This window comes from Rugosibacter aromaticivorans, assembly GCF_000934545.1.
GTDB classification, from domain to species: Bacteria; Pseudomonadota; Gammaproteobacteria; order Burkholderiales; family Rhodocyclaceae; genus Rugosibacter; species Rugosibacter aromaticivorans.
The window spans coordinates 1,510,336-1,526,958 of the sequence record NZ_CP010554.1; the positions used below are offsets into that span (position 1 = coordinate 1,510,336).

12 protein-coding genes and 1 pseudogene are annotated in these 16,623 nt (G+C 53.6%); 8 read left to right on the forward strand and 5 right to left on the reverse strand.

The window, feature by feature from the left end; translation table 11 throughout:
* Window positions 1-7: 7 nt before the first annotated feature.
* Both lysS and prfB read right to left on the reverse strand, forming a co-directional pair.
* A complete protein-coding gene (gene lysS / locus PG1C_RS07560) occupies window positions 8-1,552 on the reverse strand; it encodes a lysine--tRNA ligase (protein ID WP_202634224.1) in 1,545 nt (514 codons plus the stop codon).
* A gap of 41 nt (window positions 1,553-1,593) precedes the next feature.
* Window positions 1,594-2,698, reverse strand: a protein-coding gene (gene prfB / locus PG1C_RS07565) for a peptide chain release factor 2 (protein ID WP_202634225.1) whose coding sequence is annotated in 2 segments (ribosomal slippage) — window positions 1,594-2,616 and window positions 2,618-2,698 — 1,104 coding nt in all. Because the reading frame shifts where the segments join, the coding sequence is not laid out codon by codon here.
* A 345-nt stretch (window positions 2,699-3,043) separates the two neighbouring features.
* Between prfB and PG1C_RS07570 the strand changes: the two genes are divergently transcribed.
* From PG1C_RS07570 to ftsB, 6 genes and pseudogenes are all read left to right on the forward strand, one after another.
* Entirely contained in the window at window positions 3,044-3,508 is a 465-nt protein-coding gene (locus tag PG1C_RS07570; RefSeq protein WP_202634226.1) for a hypothetical protein, read from the forward strand.
* A 25-nt stretch (window positions 3,509-3,533) separates the two neighbouring features.
* The gene (locus tag PG1C_RS07575) at window positions 3,534-4,322 is read left to right on the forward strand and encodes a transporter (protein ID WP_202634227.1); all 789 of its coding nucleotides are present in this window, start codon (window positions 3,534-3,536) and stop codon (window positions 4,320-4,322) included.
* A 600-nt stretch (window positions 4,323-4,922) separates the two neighbouring features.
* Window positions 4,923-6,638 carry a CTP synthase gene (locus tag PG1C_RS07580; RefSeq protein WP_202634228.1) on the forward strand — a complete coding sequence of 572 codons (1,716 nt, stop codon included), beginning with the start codon at window positions 4,923-4,925 and terminating at the stop codon, window positions 6,636-6,638.
* A complete protein-coding gene (kdsA, locus tag PG1C_RS07585) occupies window positions 6,635-7,471 on the forward strand; it encodes a 3-deoxy-8-phosphooctulonate synthase (protein WP_202634229.1) in 837 nt (278 codons plus the stop codon). The genes PG1C_RS07580 and kdsA overlap by 4 nt, the downstream gene beginning before the upstream one ends.
* Window positions 7,472-7,491: 20 nt before the next feature.
* Window positions 7,492-8,778, forward strand: a complete 1,287-nt coding sequence (gene eno / locus PG1C_RS07590) for a phosphopyruvate hydratase (RefSeq protein ID WP_202634230.1) — start codon at window positions 7,492-7,494, stop codon at window positions 8,776-8,778.
* 11 nt (window positions 8,779-8,789) lie between these two features.
* Window positions 8,790-9,062 (forward strand): annotated as a pseudogene (ftsB, locus tag PG1C_RS15095) (cell division protein FtsB); the annotation flags it as partial.
* Between the two features lie 153 nt (window positions 9,063-9,215).
* Here ftsB and PG1C_RS07600 read toward each other — a convergent pair.
* The 3 genes from PG1C_RS07600 to PG1C_RS07610 form a co-directional block, all read right to left on the reverse strand.
* Window positions 9,216-9,752, reverse strand: a complete 537-nt coding sequence (locus tag PG1C_RS07600) for a gamma carbonic anhydrase family protein (protein ID WP_202634232.1) — start codon at window positions 9,750-9,752, stop codon at window positions 9,216-9,218.
* 11 nt (window positions 9,753-9,763) lie between these two features.
* Entirely contained in the window at window positions 9,764-11,611 is a 1,848-nt protein-coding gene (locus PG1C_RS07605) for a DEAD/DEAH box helicase (RefSeq protein ID WP_202634233.1), read from the reverse strand.
* 199 nt (window positions 11,612-11,810) lie between these two features.
* On the reverse strand, window positions 11,811-12,905 hold the full coding sequence (locus PG1C_RS07610) for a class I SAM-dependent rRNA methyltransferase (RefSeq protein WP_237218106.1): 1,095 nt from the start codon (window positions 12,903-12,905) through the stop codon (window positions 11,811-11,813).
* 221 nt (window positions 12,906-13,126) lie between these two features.
* Here PG1C_RS07610 and PG1C_RS07615 point away from each other — a divergent pair, with 221 nt between their 5' ends.
* Together PG1C_RS07615 and PG1C_RS07620 are read left to right on the forward strand one after the other, a co-directional pair.
* Window positions 13,127-14,740: a GMC family oxidoreductase gene (locus PG1C_RS07615; RefSeq protein WP_202634234.1), complete on the forward strand. Its 1,614-nt coding sequence runs from the start codon at window positions 13,127-13,129 to the stop codon at window positions 14,738-14,740.
* A gap of 155 nt (window positions 14,741-14,895) precedes the next feature.
* On the forward strand, window positions 14,896-16,509 hold the full coding sequence (locus PG1C_RS07620) for a GMC family oxidoreductase (RefSeq protein ID WP_202634235.1): 1,614 nt from the start codon (window positions 14,896-14,898) through the stop codon (window positions 16,507-16,509).
* The last annotated feature ends 114 nt before the right edge of the window (window positions 16,510-16,623 follow it).

The following is a 16,623-nucleotide window of genomic DNA, read 5'->3' on the forward strand; positions in this document are numbered from 1 at the left end:
CGCGGGTTTATTCAAGGCGTTCAGGGCGCATTTGCGGAAACAGGATTACGTCGCGGATGGAAGCGGAATCGGTGAGTAGCATGATCAGTCGGTCAATGCCGATGCCGCAGCCGCCGGTGGGGGGTAGTCCGTATTCAAGGGCGCGAATGTAGTCGTCATCAAAAAACATGGCTTCTTCGTCACCGGCCTGCCGGGCTTTGGCCTGCGCCTGAAAGCGCGCCGCCTGGTCTTCTGGGTCATTCAGCTCGGAGAAGCCATTGGCGATTTCGCGGCCGACGATGAACAGTTCAAAACGCTCGGTGATCTCCGGATTGCTGTCGCTGCGCCGTGCCAGGGGCGAGACTTCGGCAGGGTAGTCGATGATATAGGTGGGATCCCACAATTCGGCTTCGGTAGTTTCTTCGAACAGCATCAGTTGCAGCGTGCCGATGCCTGCGTGAACCAAATGGGGTGTCTTTAGATCAACTTTGAGATCCGATAGCTTTTGCTGTAACCAGGCGATGTCGTTTAGCTGCTCAAACGAATAACCGGGATGATAGTAATGAATCGCGCCGACGACGGTGAAGCGGGCAAAAGGTTTGGACAGGTCGAGCGTGCGGCCTTGATATTCGAAAATTTCAGTACCCAGAGCCTCGCGTGCCGAATGGCGCAGCAGTCCTTCGGTGAAGTCCATCAGCTTGCGATAGTCGGTATAGGCCTCGTAAAATTCCATCATGGTGAATTCAGGGTTATGGCGCGGCGAGAGCCCTTCATTTCTGAAATTGCGATTGACTTCGAACACTTTCTCGAAACCACCGACGACGAGGCGCTTAAGATAAAGCTCAGGCGCAATGCGCAGGAACAACTCCATGTCCAGCGCGTTGTGATGCGTCTTGAACGGTTTGGCCGCCGCACCACCGGGAATCGGGTGCATCATCGGCGTTTCGACTTCAAGAAAACCGTGATGCGTCATGTAATTGCGGATCGACTGCACCATGCGACTGCGAGCGACGAAGGTAAGGCGTGTCTGCTCGTTGGTGATGAGGTCGACATAGCGGTTGCGATATTTCTGCTCGATGTCGGTGAGGCCATGAAATTTTTCAGGCAGCGGCCGCAAGGATTTGGTCAGCAGACGAATCGCGCTGCAATGTACTGTAAGCTCGCCGGTTTTGGTTTTCATCAGCGTCCCTTCACAGCCGACAATATCTCCGCTATCCCAGTGCTTGAATTCGCGGTGAGCCTCTTCGCCGGTGGCATCATCACTGATGAAAAGCTGAATACGCCCGGACATATCCTGGATCGTGGCGAAACTGGCCTTGCCCATCACGCGCTTGAGCATGATGCGGCCCGCCACCTTGACGGTGATCGGCGTCACTTCCAGTTCCTCGCGGGTTTTTGCTGCGTAGAGCTCATCCAACCGTCCCGCAAGGTTTTCGCGGGAAAAGTCGTTAGGAAAAGCCTGGCCCGACGCGCGCCATGCAGTGAGCTTTTCGCGCCGTTCAGCGATCAGGCGGTTTTGGCGAAACTCGCCACGCTCGTTTTCATCGACAGGAATAGAAGGTTGTTCGCTCATGGGAATCGTCCGGTGTTTGCGTAAAGTTATGGCGTGAGGAATCACACGCCTTGTTTCAGGCTGGCTTCAATAAATGGGTCAAGATCGCCATCGAGCACTTTTTGCGTGTTCGAGGTTTCGATATTCGTGCGTAAGTCCTTGATGCGGCTTTGATCTAACACATAGCTGCGAATCTGATGTCCCCAGCCGACATCGGTCTTGCCTGCTTCGAGTTTGTCGGCGGCGGCTTTTCTTTTACGCATTTCTTCTTCATACAGGCGTGACTTGAGCATCGTCATGGCTTCGGCACGGTTGCGATGCTGCGAGCGGTCATTTTGACACTGCACGACGATGCCGGATGGTATATGCGTGATGCGGATAGCGGAGTCGGTTTTGTTGATGTGCTGTCCGCCCGCACCACTGGCGCGAAAGGTATCGATTCGTAAATCGGCGGGATTGATGTCAATTTCGATGGAATCATCGATTTCAGGATACACATACAAGCTGGCAAATGAGGTGTGTCGCCCGCCAGAAGAATCAAAAGGGCTTTTGCGCACCAGGCGATGCACGCCTGTTTCGGTGCGTAATAAACCGTAGGCGTAGTCACCGGTGACTTTCAGCGAAGCGCTGCGAATTCCGGCCACATCGCCTTCAGTTTCTTCAAGAACTTCCACTTTGAAGCCCTTGATTTCGCAGTAGCGCAGGTATTGCCTGAGCAACATGCTGGCCCAGTCGCATGCCTCGGTGCCGCCGGCCCCCGCCTGAATATCAATAAAGCAGTTATTGGCGTCCGCCGGGTTGCTGAACATGCGGCGGAATTCAAGGCCACTCACTTCTTGTTCGACGGCAACTAAATCGCTTTCGACTGCGATGAGCGTGTCTTCGTCATCTTCGCCTTTGGCCAGATCAAACAGCTCGTGTCCATCGATCAGCCGCTGCGTGATCCGATCCAAACTCAGGACAACGGATTCCAGGGTTTTGCGTTCACGGCCAAGGGTTTGCGCTTTTTCAGCATCGTCCCAGATTTTCGGGTCTTCGAGTAAGCCAATTATTTCTTCAAGACGCGATGCTTTGGCATCGTAGTCAAAGATACCTCCGCAGTTCCTGAGCGCGCATTTTCAGGTTGCTGATTTGGTTGGCAACGGCGTTGATGCGTTCGGCTTCCATGAGAATTCCTACTGGATGAAAAGTGCGGATTATACTGCGATGGCTGTCGTTCGATGAGAAGAGAGTTTGGTTCGAGATGCTGTTTTATCAGTGCGCTGTATCGCTCAATACTTAATAATACGAGAGTGATTCCGTTGGCATACGAACCCGCAACGCGTGAGGCATCATCTTTGTCAAAAAGCCCATTCGTCCCCCGTAGTAGGCCGTCTGTCGGCCAGTAGTGGACACAATCCAAGTCTTGATTTTAGTATCGAAATTCTGGAGCTATTTATTAAGTGAAGCTTGAAATCAGCCCGGAAAGTCATGGATTATTACTTAACAGTTATTACTCAATAGGAGAACTTTATGTTTACCAAAACTCACATCGCTGCTGCTCTGGGCGTGGCATTTTTGATCGGCGGCAGCAATCTTGTATTGGCTGCAGACACAGCCACCACTACCACCACGACTGCGCCTACGACCACGACGGCTACCACTACTACTGCGCCTACGGTCACGGCTACCACCACGACTATGACACCCAAGCAGCCGCTCAGCCAGGGATTGAACAGTGTTAGCAAAAATCTTGAAAAAAATCCGGACAACCGTGGGTTGAAAAACGCCCGGGAGCGGTTGGAGCGCAATCAAGCGCGCATTGAGAAAACCGAAAAGCACGAAAAAGCGGAGCGGGTCGAGAAAGCTGAGCGTGTGGGAAAAGTAGAGCGCCCTGAGAAAGTCGAACGTCCTGAGAAAGTCGAACGTCCTGAGAAAGTCGAACGTCCTGAGAAAGTTGAACGTCCGGAGAAAGTTGAACGTCCAGACCATTCATAATATCCAGCTTTTTTAAGGTAAGACTATGAGAAAAATAACACAACGCACAATCATGGCTAGCGTTCTCTCTGCCATGATTGTGGTCTCAACCCAGGCAGTCGCCGGGGATTCCAACTCCAACTTTAGCCTCACCACGGGCTTGGACTACAGTTCAGGCAAGTACGGTGGCACGGAGTCCACCGATATCCTGTATATCCCTCTTACCGGCAGGTACGAAACCGGGCGCTGGGCTTTCCAACTGACTGTTCCCTATGTCCGGATTACGGGTTCCGGCAATGTGACCCAGGGGGGTATTGTGTTGCGATCAGCCCAGACTACTCGCACTACCGAAGAAGGGCTGGGGGATGTCGTAGCAGGTGCCACCTATAACGCCTACAGCGAAACCGGGCCGAATCCATTGTTGATCGACCTGACCGGCAAGGTCAAGTTCGGGACGGCAGATGAGAAAAAAGGCTTGGGTACTGGTGCAAACGACTATTCTGCGCAGATGGATATGTACAAAACCGTTGGCAAGTTCACCGCTTTAGGCACAGTGGGTTACAAGGTGATGGGTGATGCTCCTGGGCTTCAACTGGACAATGTGTTCTATGGCTCAGTGGGTGGGGTATACAAGTTCTCGGAGCTAACCAGTGGCGGACTGATACTGGATATGCGTCAGAAAGTAACGCCAACGGGCGCGCCACAGCGTGGTCTTACTGCGTTTGTCAGCCATAAAATCAACCAGGACTGGAAAGCCCAGTGCTATGTCGTGAATGGTTTTTCAGACGCTAGTCCGGACTGGGGTGGAGGTGCAATGCTCACGCGGTCTTTCTGACCCGCACTGCCCACCGATATCTCCTGAACACTGCAAAATAGTAGCAGAGCGAGAAACATCCAGTCTCATTATTGCAGTGCTCGGGAGAATTGCGGTTAATCAATGCTAGTCCGGATAGTGACGGGCAAGCAAATAGTTCAGGGCAGGCTTGAATTTTCCTGCCTCCATCTAACTACTCAGGTGTGAAATATGTCTCTGTGGCGGCGAATCCGATAGTCTCCATACCGAGCCGAGTGCAATCATGCGGTGATAAATGGACGGGATCATCCATCATGGCGGCGCGTGCGGGATTGAGTTCGATGTAACACTGACAAGAAGGCAGATAGTTTTCAGCCTGAGTCATGAGCGATCTATGACGACTATCCCACAGGATGCCTGCATGCCATATGAAGGTAGGTGGTGCTGATATACTTTACATACAAAAATAGGCTGGTCGTCTTTTTCGCCAAAGAAGGCAGAGTCCGCAGTTATGCCACCACTGCACAATGTGCAGCGGTACGCGGTCAAGGTAAATGCGCTTGCTCTGGCAGCAGTGGAGCGCCTTTCCATCGAGCGTGAAAATTTCCGCTATCATTGGAATTTCCCGCACCTGCTTTTTTCATGGCTAAATACGTTTTCGTTACCGGTGGTGTCGTGTCCAGTCTGGGCAAAGGCATCGCTGCTGCAAGTTTGGGGGCGATTCTCGAATCGCGTGGTCTCAAGATCACTCATCTCAAGCTTGATCCCTACATCAATGTCGATCCCGGCACCATGTCGCCGTTTCAGCATGGCGAGGTGTTTGTCACCGAAGATGGTGCCGAAACCGATCTTGACCTGGGCCATTACGAGCGCTTTACCAGCGCCAGGATGGGCCGCCGCAATAATTTCACCACTGGCCAGATTTACGAGTCGGTCATCAAGAAAGAACGGCGCGGCGAATATCTGGGCAAGACGGTGCAGGTCATTCCGCACATCACCGATGAAATCAAGCTCTACATCAAGCGCGGCGCCGAAGGGGCTGATGTTGCAATTGTTGAAGTGGGCGGCACCGTGGGTGACATCGAATCGCTGCCGTTCCTTGAAGCCATCCGCCAGATGGGCATTCAGGAAGGTAAAAATAATGCCTGTTACATTCATCTCACGCTGGTGCCCTGGATACCCACGGCTGGCGAGCTGAAAACCAAGCCCACCCAGCATTCGGTCAAGGAGCTGCGGCAGATCGGTATTCAGCCCGATATTCTGCTGTGCCGTGCCGACCGCCCCTTGCCGGAAGACGAGCGAGCAAAAATTGCGCTGTTCACTAATGTGCAGCCGGAAGCGGTGATTTCCGCACTCGATGCCGACAGCATCTACAAGATTCCCTCCATGCTGCACGACCAGATGCTGGATGAGATTGTTTGCCACAAGCTGGGCATTCTCGCCCGTGCGGCCGATCTGTCGGTTTGGAACAATCTGATCGATGCGCTGGAACACCCGCAGGATGAGGTGAATATCGCCTTCGTCGGTAAATATGTTGATCTCACCGAATCCTACAAGTCGCTGACCGAATCCCTGGTGCATGCCGGCATTCATACGCGCAGCCGGGTGAAGGTGAATTACATCGATTCTGAAGCGCTCGAAAAAGAGGGTTGCGCTGCGCTGGCGGCGATGGATGCGATTCTCGTTCCCGGTGGTTTTGGCCGGCGCGGTACGGAAGGTAAAATCACCGCGATTCGCTACGCACGGGAAAACAAGGTTCCTTACCTTGGCATCTGCCTTGGCATGCAGCTCGCCGTGATCGAGTTCGCGCGTGATGTTGCGGGGTTGACCGACGCACACAGTACGGAATTCGATACGAACACCCCGCATCCGGTGATTGCGCTGATTACCGAATGGCTCGACCGCGAAGGCAAAATCGAACAGCGCGACGCCAATTCCGATTTAGGTGGCACCATGCGCCTCGGCGGGCAGAAATGCCAGATCAGGGAAGGCTCGCTGGCGCGCAAGGTTTATGGCAGCGAATTCGTTGTCGAACGGCATCGTCATCGCTACGAGGTCAATGACGCCTACCTGCCGCGCCTGGAACAGGCCGGGTTGATCGTTTCCGGCGTCTCGGCTGAAGGCAAACCCCTGTGCGAAATGATTGAGCTGCCGGAGAGCCAGCATCCGTGGTTCGTCGGCTGCCAGTTCCATCCGGAATTCACGTCCAATCCGCGCAACGGTCATCCGCTGTTCATTGCTTACGTAAAGTCGGCGCTGGCGGCACGCCGCGGAGCTTTGAGTCTGACCGTAGGGAATGCAGAGCCGTCTCTGGAAAGTACCCTTGGGGTGCGGCGAGCTAAGCAGGAAAAGCCATGAAACTCTGCCATTTCGATGCGGGTCTCGATCAGCCGCTGTTCCTCATTGCCGGTCCGTGCGTCATTGAGTCACGGCAGATGGCGCTGGATACGGCAGGGCGGCTGAAAGAAATGTGCGCCATGCTAGGGCTAAACTTTATTTACAAATCGTCCTACGACAAAGCCAATCGCAGCTCTGGCAAGTCCTTTCGCGGGCTGGGCATGGATACCGGTCTGGCGATTCTCGCCGAGGTCAAACAACAAATCGGCGTGCCGGTGTTGACCGACGTGCATGCTGAAGATGAAATTGTCGCCGTTGCCAGTGTGGTCGATGTGCTGCAAACGCCGGCCTTTCTTTGTCGCCAGACGGATTTCATCCAGGCTTGCGCCCTATCCGGCAAGCCAGTGAATATCAAAAAGGGGCAATTTCTTGCACCGGGCGATATGCAGCATGTCGTCGCCAAAGCCAAAGAAGCCAATGCCGGGGCGGACACCATCATGGTCTGCGAGCGCGGCGCATCGTTTGGCTACAACAATTTGATTTCCGACATGCGCAGCCTGGCGATCATGCGCGAAACCGCTTGCCCGGTCGTGTTTGACGCCACCCACTCGGTGCAATTGCCCGGCGGGCAGGGCGCATCTTCCGGCGGTCAGCGCGAATTCGTTCCTGTGCTGGCACGTGCGGCAGTGGCAGTGGGCATTTCCGGGCTGTTCATGGAAACGCACCCCAATCCTGCCGAGGCACTTTCCGACGGCCCCAATGCCTGGCCGCTGGCTGATATGCCCGCGCTCCTGGAAACGCTGCTTGAACTTGATGCTGCGGTTAAACGTCGCGGCTTTGCATCACATTTTTAACAACTTCTCCAAGGATTACCATGAGTGCAATTGTTGATGTCGTCGCCCGCGAAATTCTTGATTCGCGCGGCAATCCCACTGTTGAAGCGGATGTGTTGCTCGAATCCGGCATCATGGGCCGCGCCGCTGTGCCATCGGGCGCTTCCACCGGCTCGCGTGAAGCCATCGAATTACGTGATGGCGATGCTGGGCGTTTTCTGGGTAAAGGTGTCATGCAGGCGGTGGAAAATGTTAATACCGAAATTTCCGAAACCATCATCGGGCTGGATGCCGAAGAGCAGGCGTTCATCGATCAATCGCTGATTGAGCTCGATGGCACGGACAACAAATCACGCCTTGGTGCCAATGCAATGCTGGCCGTCTCGATGGCCGTGGCCAAGGCCGCAGCGGAAGAAGCCGGCCTGCCGCTGTATCGCTATTTCGGCGGGTCCGGCCCGATGCAGATGCCGGTGCCCATGATGAACGTCATCAACGGCGGCGCGCATGCCAACAACAATCTGGACATTCAAGAATTCATGATCATGCCGGTTGGCGCACAATCTTTTCGCGAAGCGTTACGCTGTGGCGCCGAGGTTTTTCAGCACCTGAAGAAACTGGTGGACAAGAAGGGCTACCCGACGACCGTGGGCGACGAAGGCGGTTTCGCGCCCAATGTCTCGGGCAACGACGAAGCCATCGAGCTGATCCTGCGCGCCATCGAAGCTGCCGGCTACACACCGGGCCAGGATGTGGTGCTGGCGCTGGATTGTGCCGCTTCCGAGTTTTACCGTGACGGCCACTATGTGCTCGCCTCTGAAAAACTCGAACTCTCTTCCGCCGCCTTTACTGATTATCTGGCGACGCTGGCTGACCGCTATCCCATTGTCAGCATCGAAGACGGCATGAGCGAGGCCGACTGGCCGGGCTGGAAGCTGCTTACCGACCGCTTGGGCAAAAAAGTGCAGATTGTCGGTGACGATGTGTTCGTCACCAATCCAAAGATTCTGCGCGAAGGTATTCAGCAGGGCATCGCCAATTCGATCCTCATCAAAATCAACCAGATCGGCACCCTGACCGAAACCTTTGCTGCCGTCGAAATGGCCAAACGCGCGGGCTACACAGCGGTCATTTCACACCGTTCCGGCGAAACCGAAGATTCGACCATCGCCGACATCGCCGTAGGTCTGAATGCCTTGCAGATCAAGACGGGATCGCTATCTCGCTCGGATCGCATCGCCAAGTACAACCAGTTGCTGCGCATCGAAGAAGACCTTGGCGGCACGGCTGGCTACCCTGGTCTTGGCGCGTTTTACAACCTGCGTAAATAAACCCCCGCTCAATGAGCCGGTTGACCTGGCTGCTGGTCGTTCTCATCGCCCTGTTGCAATATCCGTTGTGGCTGGGCAAGGGCGGCTGGCTTCGCGTTTGGGATACCAGCCGGCAATTGGACGCACAGCGCGAGGCTAATCAGAAACTGGAGGAGCGCAATGCCGGGCTGGATGCCGAAGTGCGCGATTTGAAATCCGGTTTTGATGCTATCGAAGAACGCGCACGTTTTGAGCTGGGCATGATTAAAAACGGCGAGATATTTGTTCAAGTACCGCAGCAGGCAGTGCAGCCTGTCATTACGCCTAAAGCTGTCGTCCCCCAAGAGGGCTTGCTACACGGCGTATCACCAGCGCGCCCCGCAGGAAGTCCCCTTGGGGTGCCGATTTCTCAGAGTGCTCAGAATTCTCAGAACCTTCAGAATTCTCAAACGGCCAAGTCAAGCCGCTGAGTTTGCAACTAGCGCAAGCTGTTCGCGGTAGCGGCGGGCATTCGCCACATAGAGCTCCACGCTGTACAAAATCTTCGCCACTTCGGCATCCGTCAATTCACGCACCACCTTGCCCGGCGAGCCCATCACCAGCGAACGCGGCGGGATGACGCGGCCTTCGGGAATCAATGAATTAGCCCCGATCAGGCTTTGCTCGCCGATCACCGCGCCATTCAGAATCACACTCTTGATGCCGATTAGCGATCCTTCGCCGATGGTGCAGCCATGCAGCATGGCCAAGTGGCCGACAGTGGCATTCGCGCCTACCGTCAGCGGCACGCCTTCGTCGGTGTGCAGCACCGAGCCGTCCTGAATGTTGCTGTTCTCGCCTATCTGAATCGGATCATTGTCGCCGCGCAGCACGGCACTCCACCAGATACTGGTGTTAGCGGCCAGATGCACGTTACCGATCACCATGGCATTAGGGGCAACCCAGGCGTTCTTGCCGATAACCGGCTGTTTGTCAGTCAGCGAGTAAATCGGCATTCACATTTTCCTTAACGGTCGCGCTTTTTCCATTCAGGTTTTTTGCCGTCCGATTTTCCGCCCCATTCCTTTTTTGCCCGTGCAGAGCCTGCAGGACGCGGTGGGCGGGTATCCGGATACTCGCCTGGCTCAGTAATCCGAGCCTTCAGCGCAAACTGCCGCACGCGAATACGACGCAGCACATCCATCACATCCGCCGGTAGGTCAGCGGGCAATTCAACCGTGCTGAAATCATCAAACAGATTAATCTGGCCGATTTGTTTGCCATCGATACCGCCTTCGTTGGCGATAGCACCGACAATTTCCTTGGGTAAAACGCCCTGATTGCGGCCGATTTCGATACGGTAACGGGCGAGTGCACCTGCGGCATACGTGTGCCGCGGTTCAGATGTCTGCTCACGATTTTCGCGTGCTGGTTTTTCACTGTGCCGCTCGTTCGTGCGCTCGCCTGAACGTTCAGTGCGGCCAGACGAGCGTTCACTCGCGCGCTCATTGCGTGGGGCAGGCGGCGTTAAATCAACGGCTGCTGCGCCGGCCAGTTGTAGTGGTCGTTCGCGTTGAGCAAGCCAGGCCAATGCAGTAGCAATTTCGCGGGCGCCGATGTTGTGGTCGGTTTCCATGTTACGAATCACATCAAAAAAGAAATCCAGTTTCTCGGTTTTGAGCGTATCCAGAACCTGCTGTGTAAATTGCGCCACACGACGGTTGGCGACTTCACCTGGCGTAGGCATGGAGAGTGGCTCGATCTTCTGCCGCGTGGCGCGCTCGATCACTTTCAACATGTGCATTTCGCGCGGGGTGATGAACAGGATCGCTCGCCCTGCGCGACCAGCGCGGCCTGTGCGGCCTATGCGATGCACATAGGCTTCGGTGTCATTGGGCACGTCGTAGTTGATGACATGGCTGACCCGTGACACATCAATGCCGCGCGCGGCAACGTCGGTGGCAACAACAATGTCGAGACTGCCGCTTTTCAGGCGCTCGATGACTTGTTCGCGCAAGCCTTGCGTCATATCGCCATTCAGCGCCGCTACGGCGTAGCCGCGTGCCTCAAGCTTGTCGGCCAACTCAACGGTAGCGATTTTGGTGCGTACAAAAACAATCGCGGCATCGAAGTCAGCTTCAACTTCCAGGATACGGGTCAATGCTTCGATTTTTTGCCCGCCGTGGGTTTGACAATAAAACTGCCGTGTCGTGACCACCGTGCTGGTTGCCGAACGGATTTTGATTTCTTTGGGATCACGTAAATGCTGATGCGCCACGCGGCGAATCACATCAGGCATGGTGGCGGAAAAAAGCGCCGTCTGCCGCGAGGCCGGTGTGTGCTCAAGAATCCATTTCACATCATCGATAAAACCCATGCGCAACATCTCATCGGCTTCGTCCAGAACCATAAAGCTGAGCTTGTCGAGCACCAGGCTCTTCCTCTCCAGATGATCCATCACCCGGCCAGGTGTGCCGACGATGACATGCGCGCCACGTGAGAGCTGGCGCAACTGCACCACCATGCTCTGCCCGCCATATACCGGCAATACATGAAAACCGGGCAAGTGTTTGGCATAACGCTGCAATGCCTCGGCCACCTGGATGGCCAGTTCGCGCGTGGGCGTCAGAATCAGCGCTTGCGGTTTAGCAATCGATACGTCAATTTTTTGTAGCAGGGGCAGGGCGAAAGCAGCCGTTTTGCCGGTGCCGGTTTGTGCTTCGCCGAGCACATCCAGCCCCGCCAGCAGTGGGGGAATGCAGGCAGCTTGAATAGGCGAGGGGCTCTCGTAGCCTACTTCAGCCAATGCTGAGAGTAAAGCGGGCTTTAACCCGAGTTGGGCGAACCCGATGGGAGTGTTATTAGTGGTTGTCATGATGTTCCTGCGTAGCGCAGAGAAAGGCAGAAGAGGCGGTGGAGCCGAAGTAAATCAGAAAAAAACAGAGAAAAGCAGCGTATAGCCACAGCGTGTAGCTAATTCGGCCCGCATTATCGCAGATTTCCGAGCTAAATCATAGAGATTAGCTTGGAGTTACCGCCTATTCACAGCCTGTTCAGGTTATGAATAGGCAATTTTAAACGCGTAAAAGCACCCCTTTAAGGGGCGGCTCGCCATCAATACTGGGAAAATCAGCTTCCGGCAAAATCCATTCAAATTCGCGAATCGGCCGACCGGCTTTGGCTGCACTGCGCTGTAGTTGATCAAGCCATGCTTCGCGCGAGACATTTGCTACATGGTTGGTGCAGATCAGCATGCCACCCTCGCTCGTGCACAGTAGCGCGGGTTTGAAGACTGAGGCGTAATCATTGACCAGATCTACCACGCCAAAAGCGCTTTTGGCGTAACTCGGTGGGTCAAGGAAAACGCAATCAAAGGTTTGCGCTTCGAGTTTAGGAAAAGGCGGCATGCGTTTGCCGCGCACGAACTCTGCTTGACCAACATCCGAGAGCTGACGCATGGCGGCAAAGGCGTCACTCTTGATGAAGCGCGGGCGGATCGGCAAGCTGTTAAAGCGCGCATTTTCCTTGCCAATTTGCAAGCTGGATTCTGAAAAATCGACATTCATCACAAACCGTGCTCCCGCTTTGGCCGCAGCAATGCCCACGCCACAGGTATAAGCAAACAGATTGAGCAGTGATTTACCGTCGACTTCCTGCATCACCCGCCGCCGCGCGGCGCGCAGATCGAGAAATAACCACGGGTCTTGCCCGGCGTGGCGCCCCTGAATGCGATACGTCACGCCCATCTCATGCGCTTCACGCGGCGCGCTGGCGATGTCGAGCTGCGCCGCGGTGAGCGCATTGGCGATGCGCGAATTGGCTTGGCTGCGATCGTTGTACACCAACGCTAATGTGGGTAGTTTTTCAGCATAAAACGTGGTGAGCTCAGCTAACAGTTCTGGCGTGAGCGGGCTGTGAAAGCATTGCACCAACAGCAAATCGCCATAACGATCAACGGTGAGACCTGGATGACCTTCAACCGTGCCGTGAAACAGACGATAAGCATCGGTGTTTTCGGCATGCAACTGTGCCATAAGCGTTTCGCGGGTGGCAAACGCGCGGGTAAGATGGGTGGTGAGGGTGTCGGTCATAGCGAAGGGGAGCAAAACAAGGGGCAGCAAAAAATAATGCGGCACAGATAACGCAACATAGCGCGGGAAGGCCGGCATCTTACGCGGTTATGAGGTATTTAGCTGTAATGATTGGGTTATTAGCCGCATGGCAGGGTTGCCTTAGGCGCAGGAAACTGGCTTCGCGCCGTCCCCCAAGCGGACTTGCTGCGCGGCGTATCACCCGCGCCGACTTTTTGTAAGCAACACAAAAAGAAAGCTCGATCTTCAGTCACTGTAAAATAAGTGTTCTAAAAAAACCTACATATGAGGATCAGATTATGGAAAACAAGCGCACCATCGAATGTGATTTTTTGATTGTCGGTGCGGGTTCGGCCGGTTGCGTATTGGCAAATCGCCTCAGTGCGAAAAGTACGAGCGAAGTCGTCTTGCTCGAAAGCGGTAAGGCCATGGATAACTTGCTGCTGCGCATGCCCAAAGGCTTCGGCCAGCTCATGTTTGATACCAAATATGTTGCGCGATTTGAGACTGAACCTGAACCTGGTACTGCTGGGGTTGCTGAGTCATGGCCGCGCGGCAAACTGATGGGTGGTTGCAGTTCTGTGAATGGTTTGTTTTACACCCGAGGCCAGCCAGAAGATTTTAATGACTGGGAAGCCTTGGGTAATCCAGGCTGGGGTTGGAAATACATTGCGCCTTGCTTTAAGTCGCTCGAAAACCATGAGTTAGGCGAAGATGACGTGCGTGGTGTGGGTGGTCCAATGAACATTAGCCGCCATACAACGCCGCACCCGCTGTGCGATGAAGTGATTGAGAGCGCAGTGAATACTGGGCTGCCCCGTCGTGCTGATACGAACCGCCCAGAACAAGAAGGCATAGGCTATGTTTCTTACACAGCCAAAAATGGCAAGCGCATGGATGCCGCCACGGCATTTATCAAGCCCATTAAACAGCGCCCGAACTTAAAGATTTTTGAACAAACCGAAGCGCTAAAAATTCTGTTCACAGGCAATAAAGCCACAGGCCTGCTGGTGAAAGACCCGACCGGCACTTATGAAATCAAGGTTCGTAAAGAGCTGATCGTCAGTGCAGGTACGCTCGAATCGCCTAAATTGTTGCAACTCTCCGGCGTGGGCCCTAAAGCCTATCTGCAAAAGTTTGATATCCCCGTGGTAGTTGATCTGCCCGGCGTCGGCCAAAACTTGCATGACCATCGCTTATTGGGTGTTCAATTCCGTGTTAATAAACCCGTTAGTATTAACCCCGGCCTCAAAGGGCTAGGCTTGATCAAAAACCTGCTGTATTACATGCTGACATCCAAAGGCATTATGTCCACCGGCTCACATGATGTCATCGCCTTTCTCAAGTCTGACCCTGCGTTAGATCGCCCCGATATGGAAATCATCATGGGCGCGATGTCGACCAAGCCGGGGAAAATGAACATGGATGTTGAAAACGAGCATGGCATTATGTTCGTCGGCTATCAGCTACGCCCCAAGAGCCGTGGCGAAGTCATGATTCGCTCAGCTGACCCACACGCAAAGCCGATCATCCGCCCCAACGCCTTAGCGCATCCTGATGACTTAGCCTACGGTCCGAAATTAGTTAAGGCCATTCGCAAAATTTGTGCGACTAAACCAATTGCCGATACCATTTCTTTTGAAACCTTTCCAGCAGATAGGGTCAAGAGTGACGAAGATGCCGAGAAATACTATTTAGAGTATGGCGGCACCGTGTATCACCCCGTGGGTACTTGCATGATGGGGCAGGGGGCAGATGCGGTGGTGGATGAGCGTCTCCGGGTGCGAGGGACGCGAGGCTTGCGAGTGATCGATGCTTCGGTTATGCCAATTATCGTCTCAGCCCATACCCATGCAGCTACAATGGCTATTGCCTGGCGAGCTGCGCAAATGATTGCTGAAGATTGGAAGTGATAATCGCCACTATCTGTTATTGCGATAGTGATAGTGGCGATTTTTTACGTCACCCGATCGCGGTAGGATTAAGTTTATTGCGCCACCGTTCACCCCCTAATAGCTATAGAATCAATGCGTTTGAAATATTAAATACATAAAACAGAGGACAGGATATGGATGACCAACGCACGATTGAATGTGATTTTCTGATTGTCGGCGCAGGTTCAGCGGGTTGCGTGCTGGCTAACAGGCTCAGTGAAAAGAGCACGGACCAAGTAGTCATTATCGAAAGTGGTCTAGACCTACATAACTTTCTATTACGTATGCCCAAAGGCTTTGGGCAACTGATGTTTGACGATAAATATGTGTCGCGATTCGAGACAGAACCTGAGCCTGGTACCGGCGGTATTTCAGATTCATGGGGGCGTGGCAAGTTGATGGGTGGCTGTAGCTCAGTCAACGGCTTGTTTTACACCCGGGGGCAAGCAAAAGATTTCGATGACTGGGAAGGCATGGGCAATTCCGGTTGGGGCTGGAAACACATTGCGCCTTGCTTTAAAGCATTTGAAGACCACGAAATGGGCGAAGACGAGGTGCGTGGCGTGGGCGGCCCGCTACATATTTCGCGGCATCATAATCCGCACCCTGTGTGCGATGCAGTGATCGATAGTATGGTGAATATGGGCCTGCCGCGCCGTGAAGACACTAACCGCCCGGATAATGAAGGTGTTGGTTATGCTTCTTACACCATCAAAGATGGTAAGCGCATGGATGCCGCAACTGCGTTTATCAATCCCATTAAAAATCGCCCAAACTTTCGTGTTTTCTCACAAACCGAAGCGCAGAAAATTCTGTTTACAGGCAACAAGGCCACGGGTGTATTGGTGAAATATCCCCAAGGTACCTATGAGATCAAGGTCCGCAAAGAGTTGATCGTGAGCGCGGGTACGCTGGAATCACCCAAATTGCTTCAATTGTCCGGCGTTGGTCCTAAAGAATATCTTCAAAAACTCAATATTCCCGTAATAGTGGATCTGCCTGGCGTTGGTCAAAATCTACATGATCATCGGATGCTTGCCGTGCAATATCGCATTAACAAACCGGTCAGCATTAACCCTGGCCTAAAAGGGCTGGGGCTGATCAAAAATCTGCTGTATTACCTCTTCACCTCCAAAGGCATCATGTCCACTGGTTCACACGATGTCGTGTCCTTTCTAAAGACTGACCCGGCGCTCGATCGGCCGGATATCGAAATCATGATGGCGCCGTTGTCGACCAAGCCAGGTAAAGTCAGCATGGATGTCGAAAATGAACATGGGATTATGTTCTTAGGCTATCAATTAAGACCCAAGAGCCGTGGCGAGATAATGATTCGCTCCGCTGATCCGAAAGACAAACCCATTATTCGTCCAAGAATACTCACACATCCGGAAGACCTTGCCTATGGCCCGAAACTCGTCAAGGCAATTCGCAAAATTGCTGAGACAAAACCTATTGCTGATTTAATTTCTTTTGAGACCTATCCAGCTGATACTGTTAAGTCAGATGAGGATGCGAAACAGTACTATCTTGACTATGGTGGATCTGTCTATCATCCCGTAGGTAGTTGCAAAATGGGTCAAGGTGAAGATGCAGTGGTTGATGAGCGCCTTCGCGTTCGCGGTACATCGGGACTGCGTGTAATTGATGCGTCGATTATGCCAATGGTCGTTTCAGCTCATACGCATGCAGCCACCATGGCGATTGCTTGGCGTGGTGCGCAGATGATTGCTGAAGACTGGAAGTAATCGTATAAGTTAATATCGCGGTTGTAGTGATTTTGATGAAAAAACAGCCACTAGCTAAACCAATTGAGCTAGTGGCTGTTTTTTCATCCATAGTATGTAGAGCTTGACGAATCA

Excerpts from the sequence above, each read along its gene's own strand:
- PG1C_RS07605 (WP_202634233.1), bottom strand. The coding sequence starts at position 11,611 with ATGACAACCACTAATAACACTCCCATCGGGTTCGCCCAACTCGGGTTA.
- eno (WP_202634230.1), top strand. The coding sequence starts at position 7,492 with ATGAGTGCAATTGTTGATGTCGTCGCCCGCGAAATTCTTGATTCGCGC.
- lysS (WP_202634224.1), bottom strand. The coding sequence starts at position 1,552 with ATGAGCGAACAACCTTCTATTCCTGTCGATGAAAACGAGCGTGGCGAG.
- PG1C_RS07615 (WP_202634234.1), top strand. The coding sequence starts at position 13,127 with ATGGAAAACAAGCGCACCATCGAATGTGATTTTTTGATTGTCGGTGCG.
- PG1C_RS07575 (WP_202634227.1), top strand. The coding sequence starts at position 3,534 with ATGAGAAAAATAACACAACGCACAATCATGGCTAGCGTTCTCTCTGCC.
- PG1C_RS07580 (WP_202634228.1), top strand. The coding sequence starts at position 4,923 with ATGGCTAAATACGTTTTCGTTACCGGTGGTGTCGTGTCCAGTCTGGGC.
- kdsA (WP_202634229.1), top strand. The coding sequence starts at position 6,635 with ATGAAACTCTGCCATTTCGATGCGGGTCTCGATCAGCCGCTGTTCCTC.
- PG1C_RS07570 (WP_202634226.1), top strand. The coding sequence starts at position 3,044 with ATGTTTACCAAAACTCACATCGCTGCTGCTCTGGGCGTGGCATTTTTG.
- PG1C_RS07620 (WP_202634235.1), top strand. The coding sequence starts at position 14,896 with ATGGATGACCAACGCACGATTGAATGTGATTTTCTGATTGTCGGCGCA.
- PG1C_RS07610 (WP_237218106.1), bottom strand. The coding sequence starts at position 12,905 with ATGCCGGCCTTCCCGCGCTATGTTGCGTTATCTGTGCCGCATTATTTT.
- PG1C_RS07600 (WP_202634232.1), bottom strand. The coding sequence starts at position 9,752 with ATGCCGATTTACTCGCTGACTGACAAACAGCCGGTTATCGGCAAGAAC.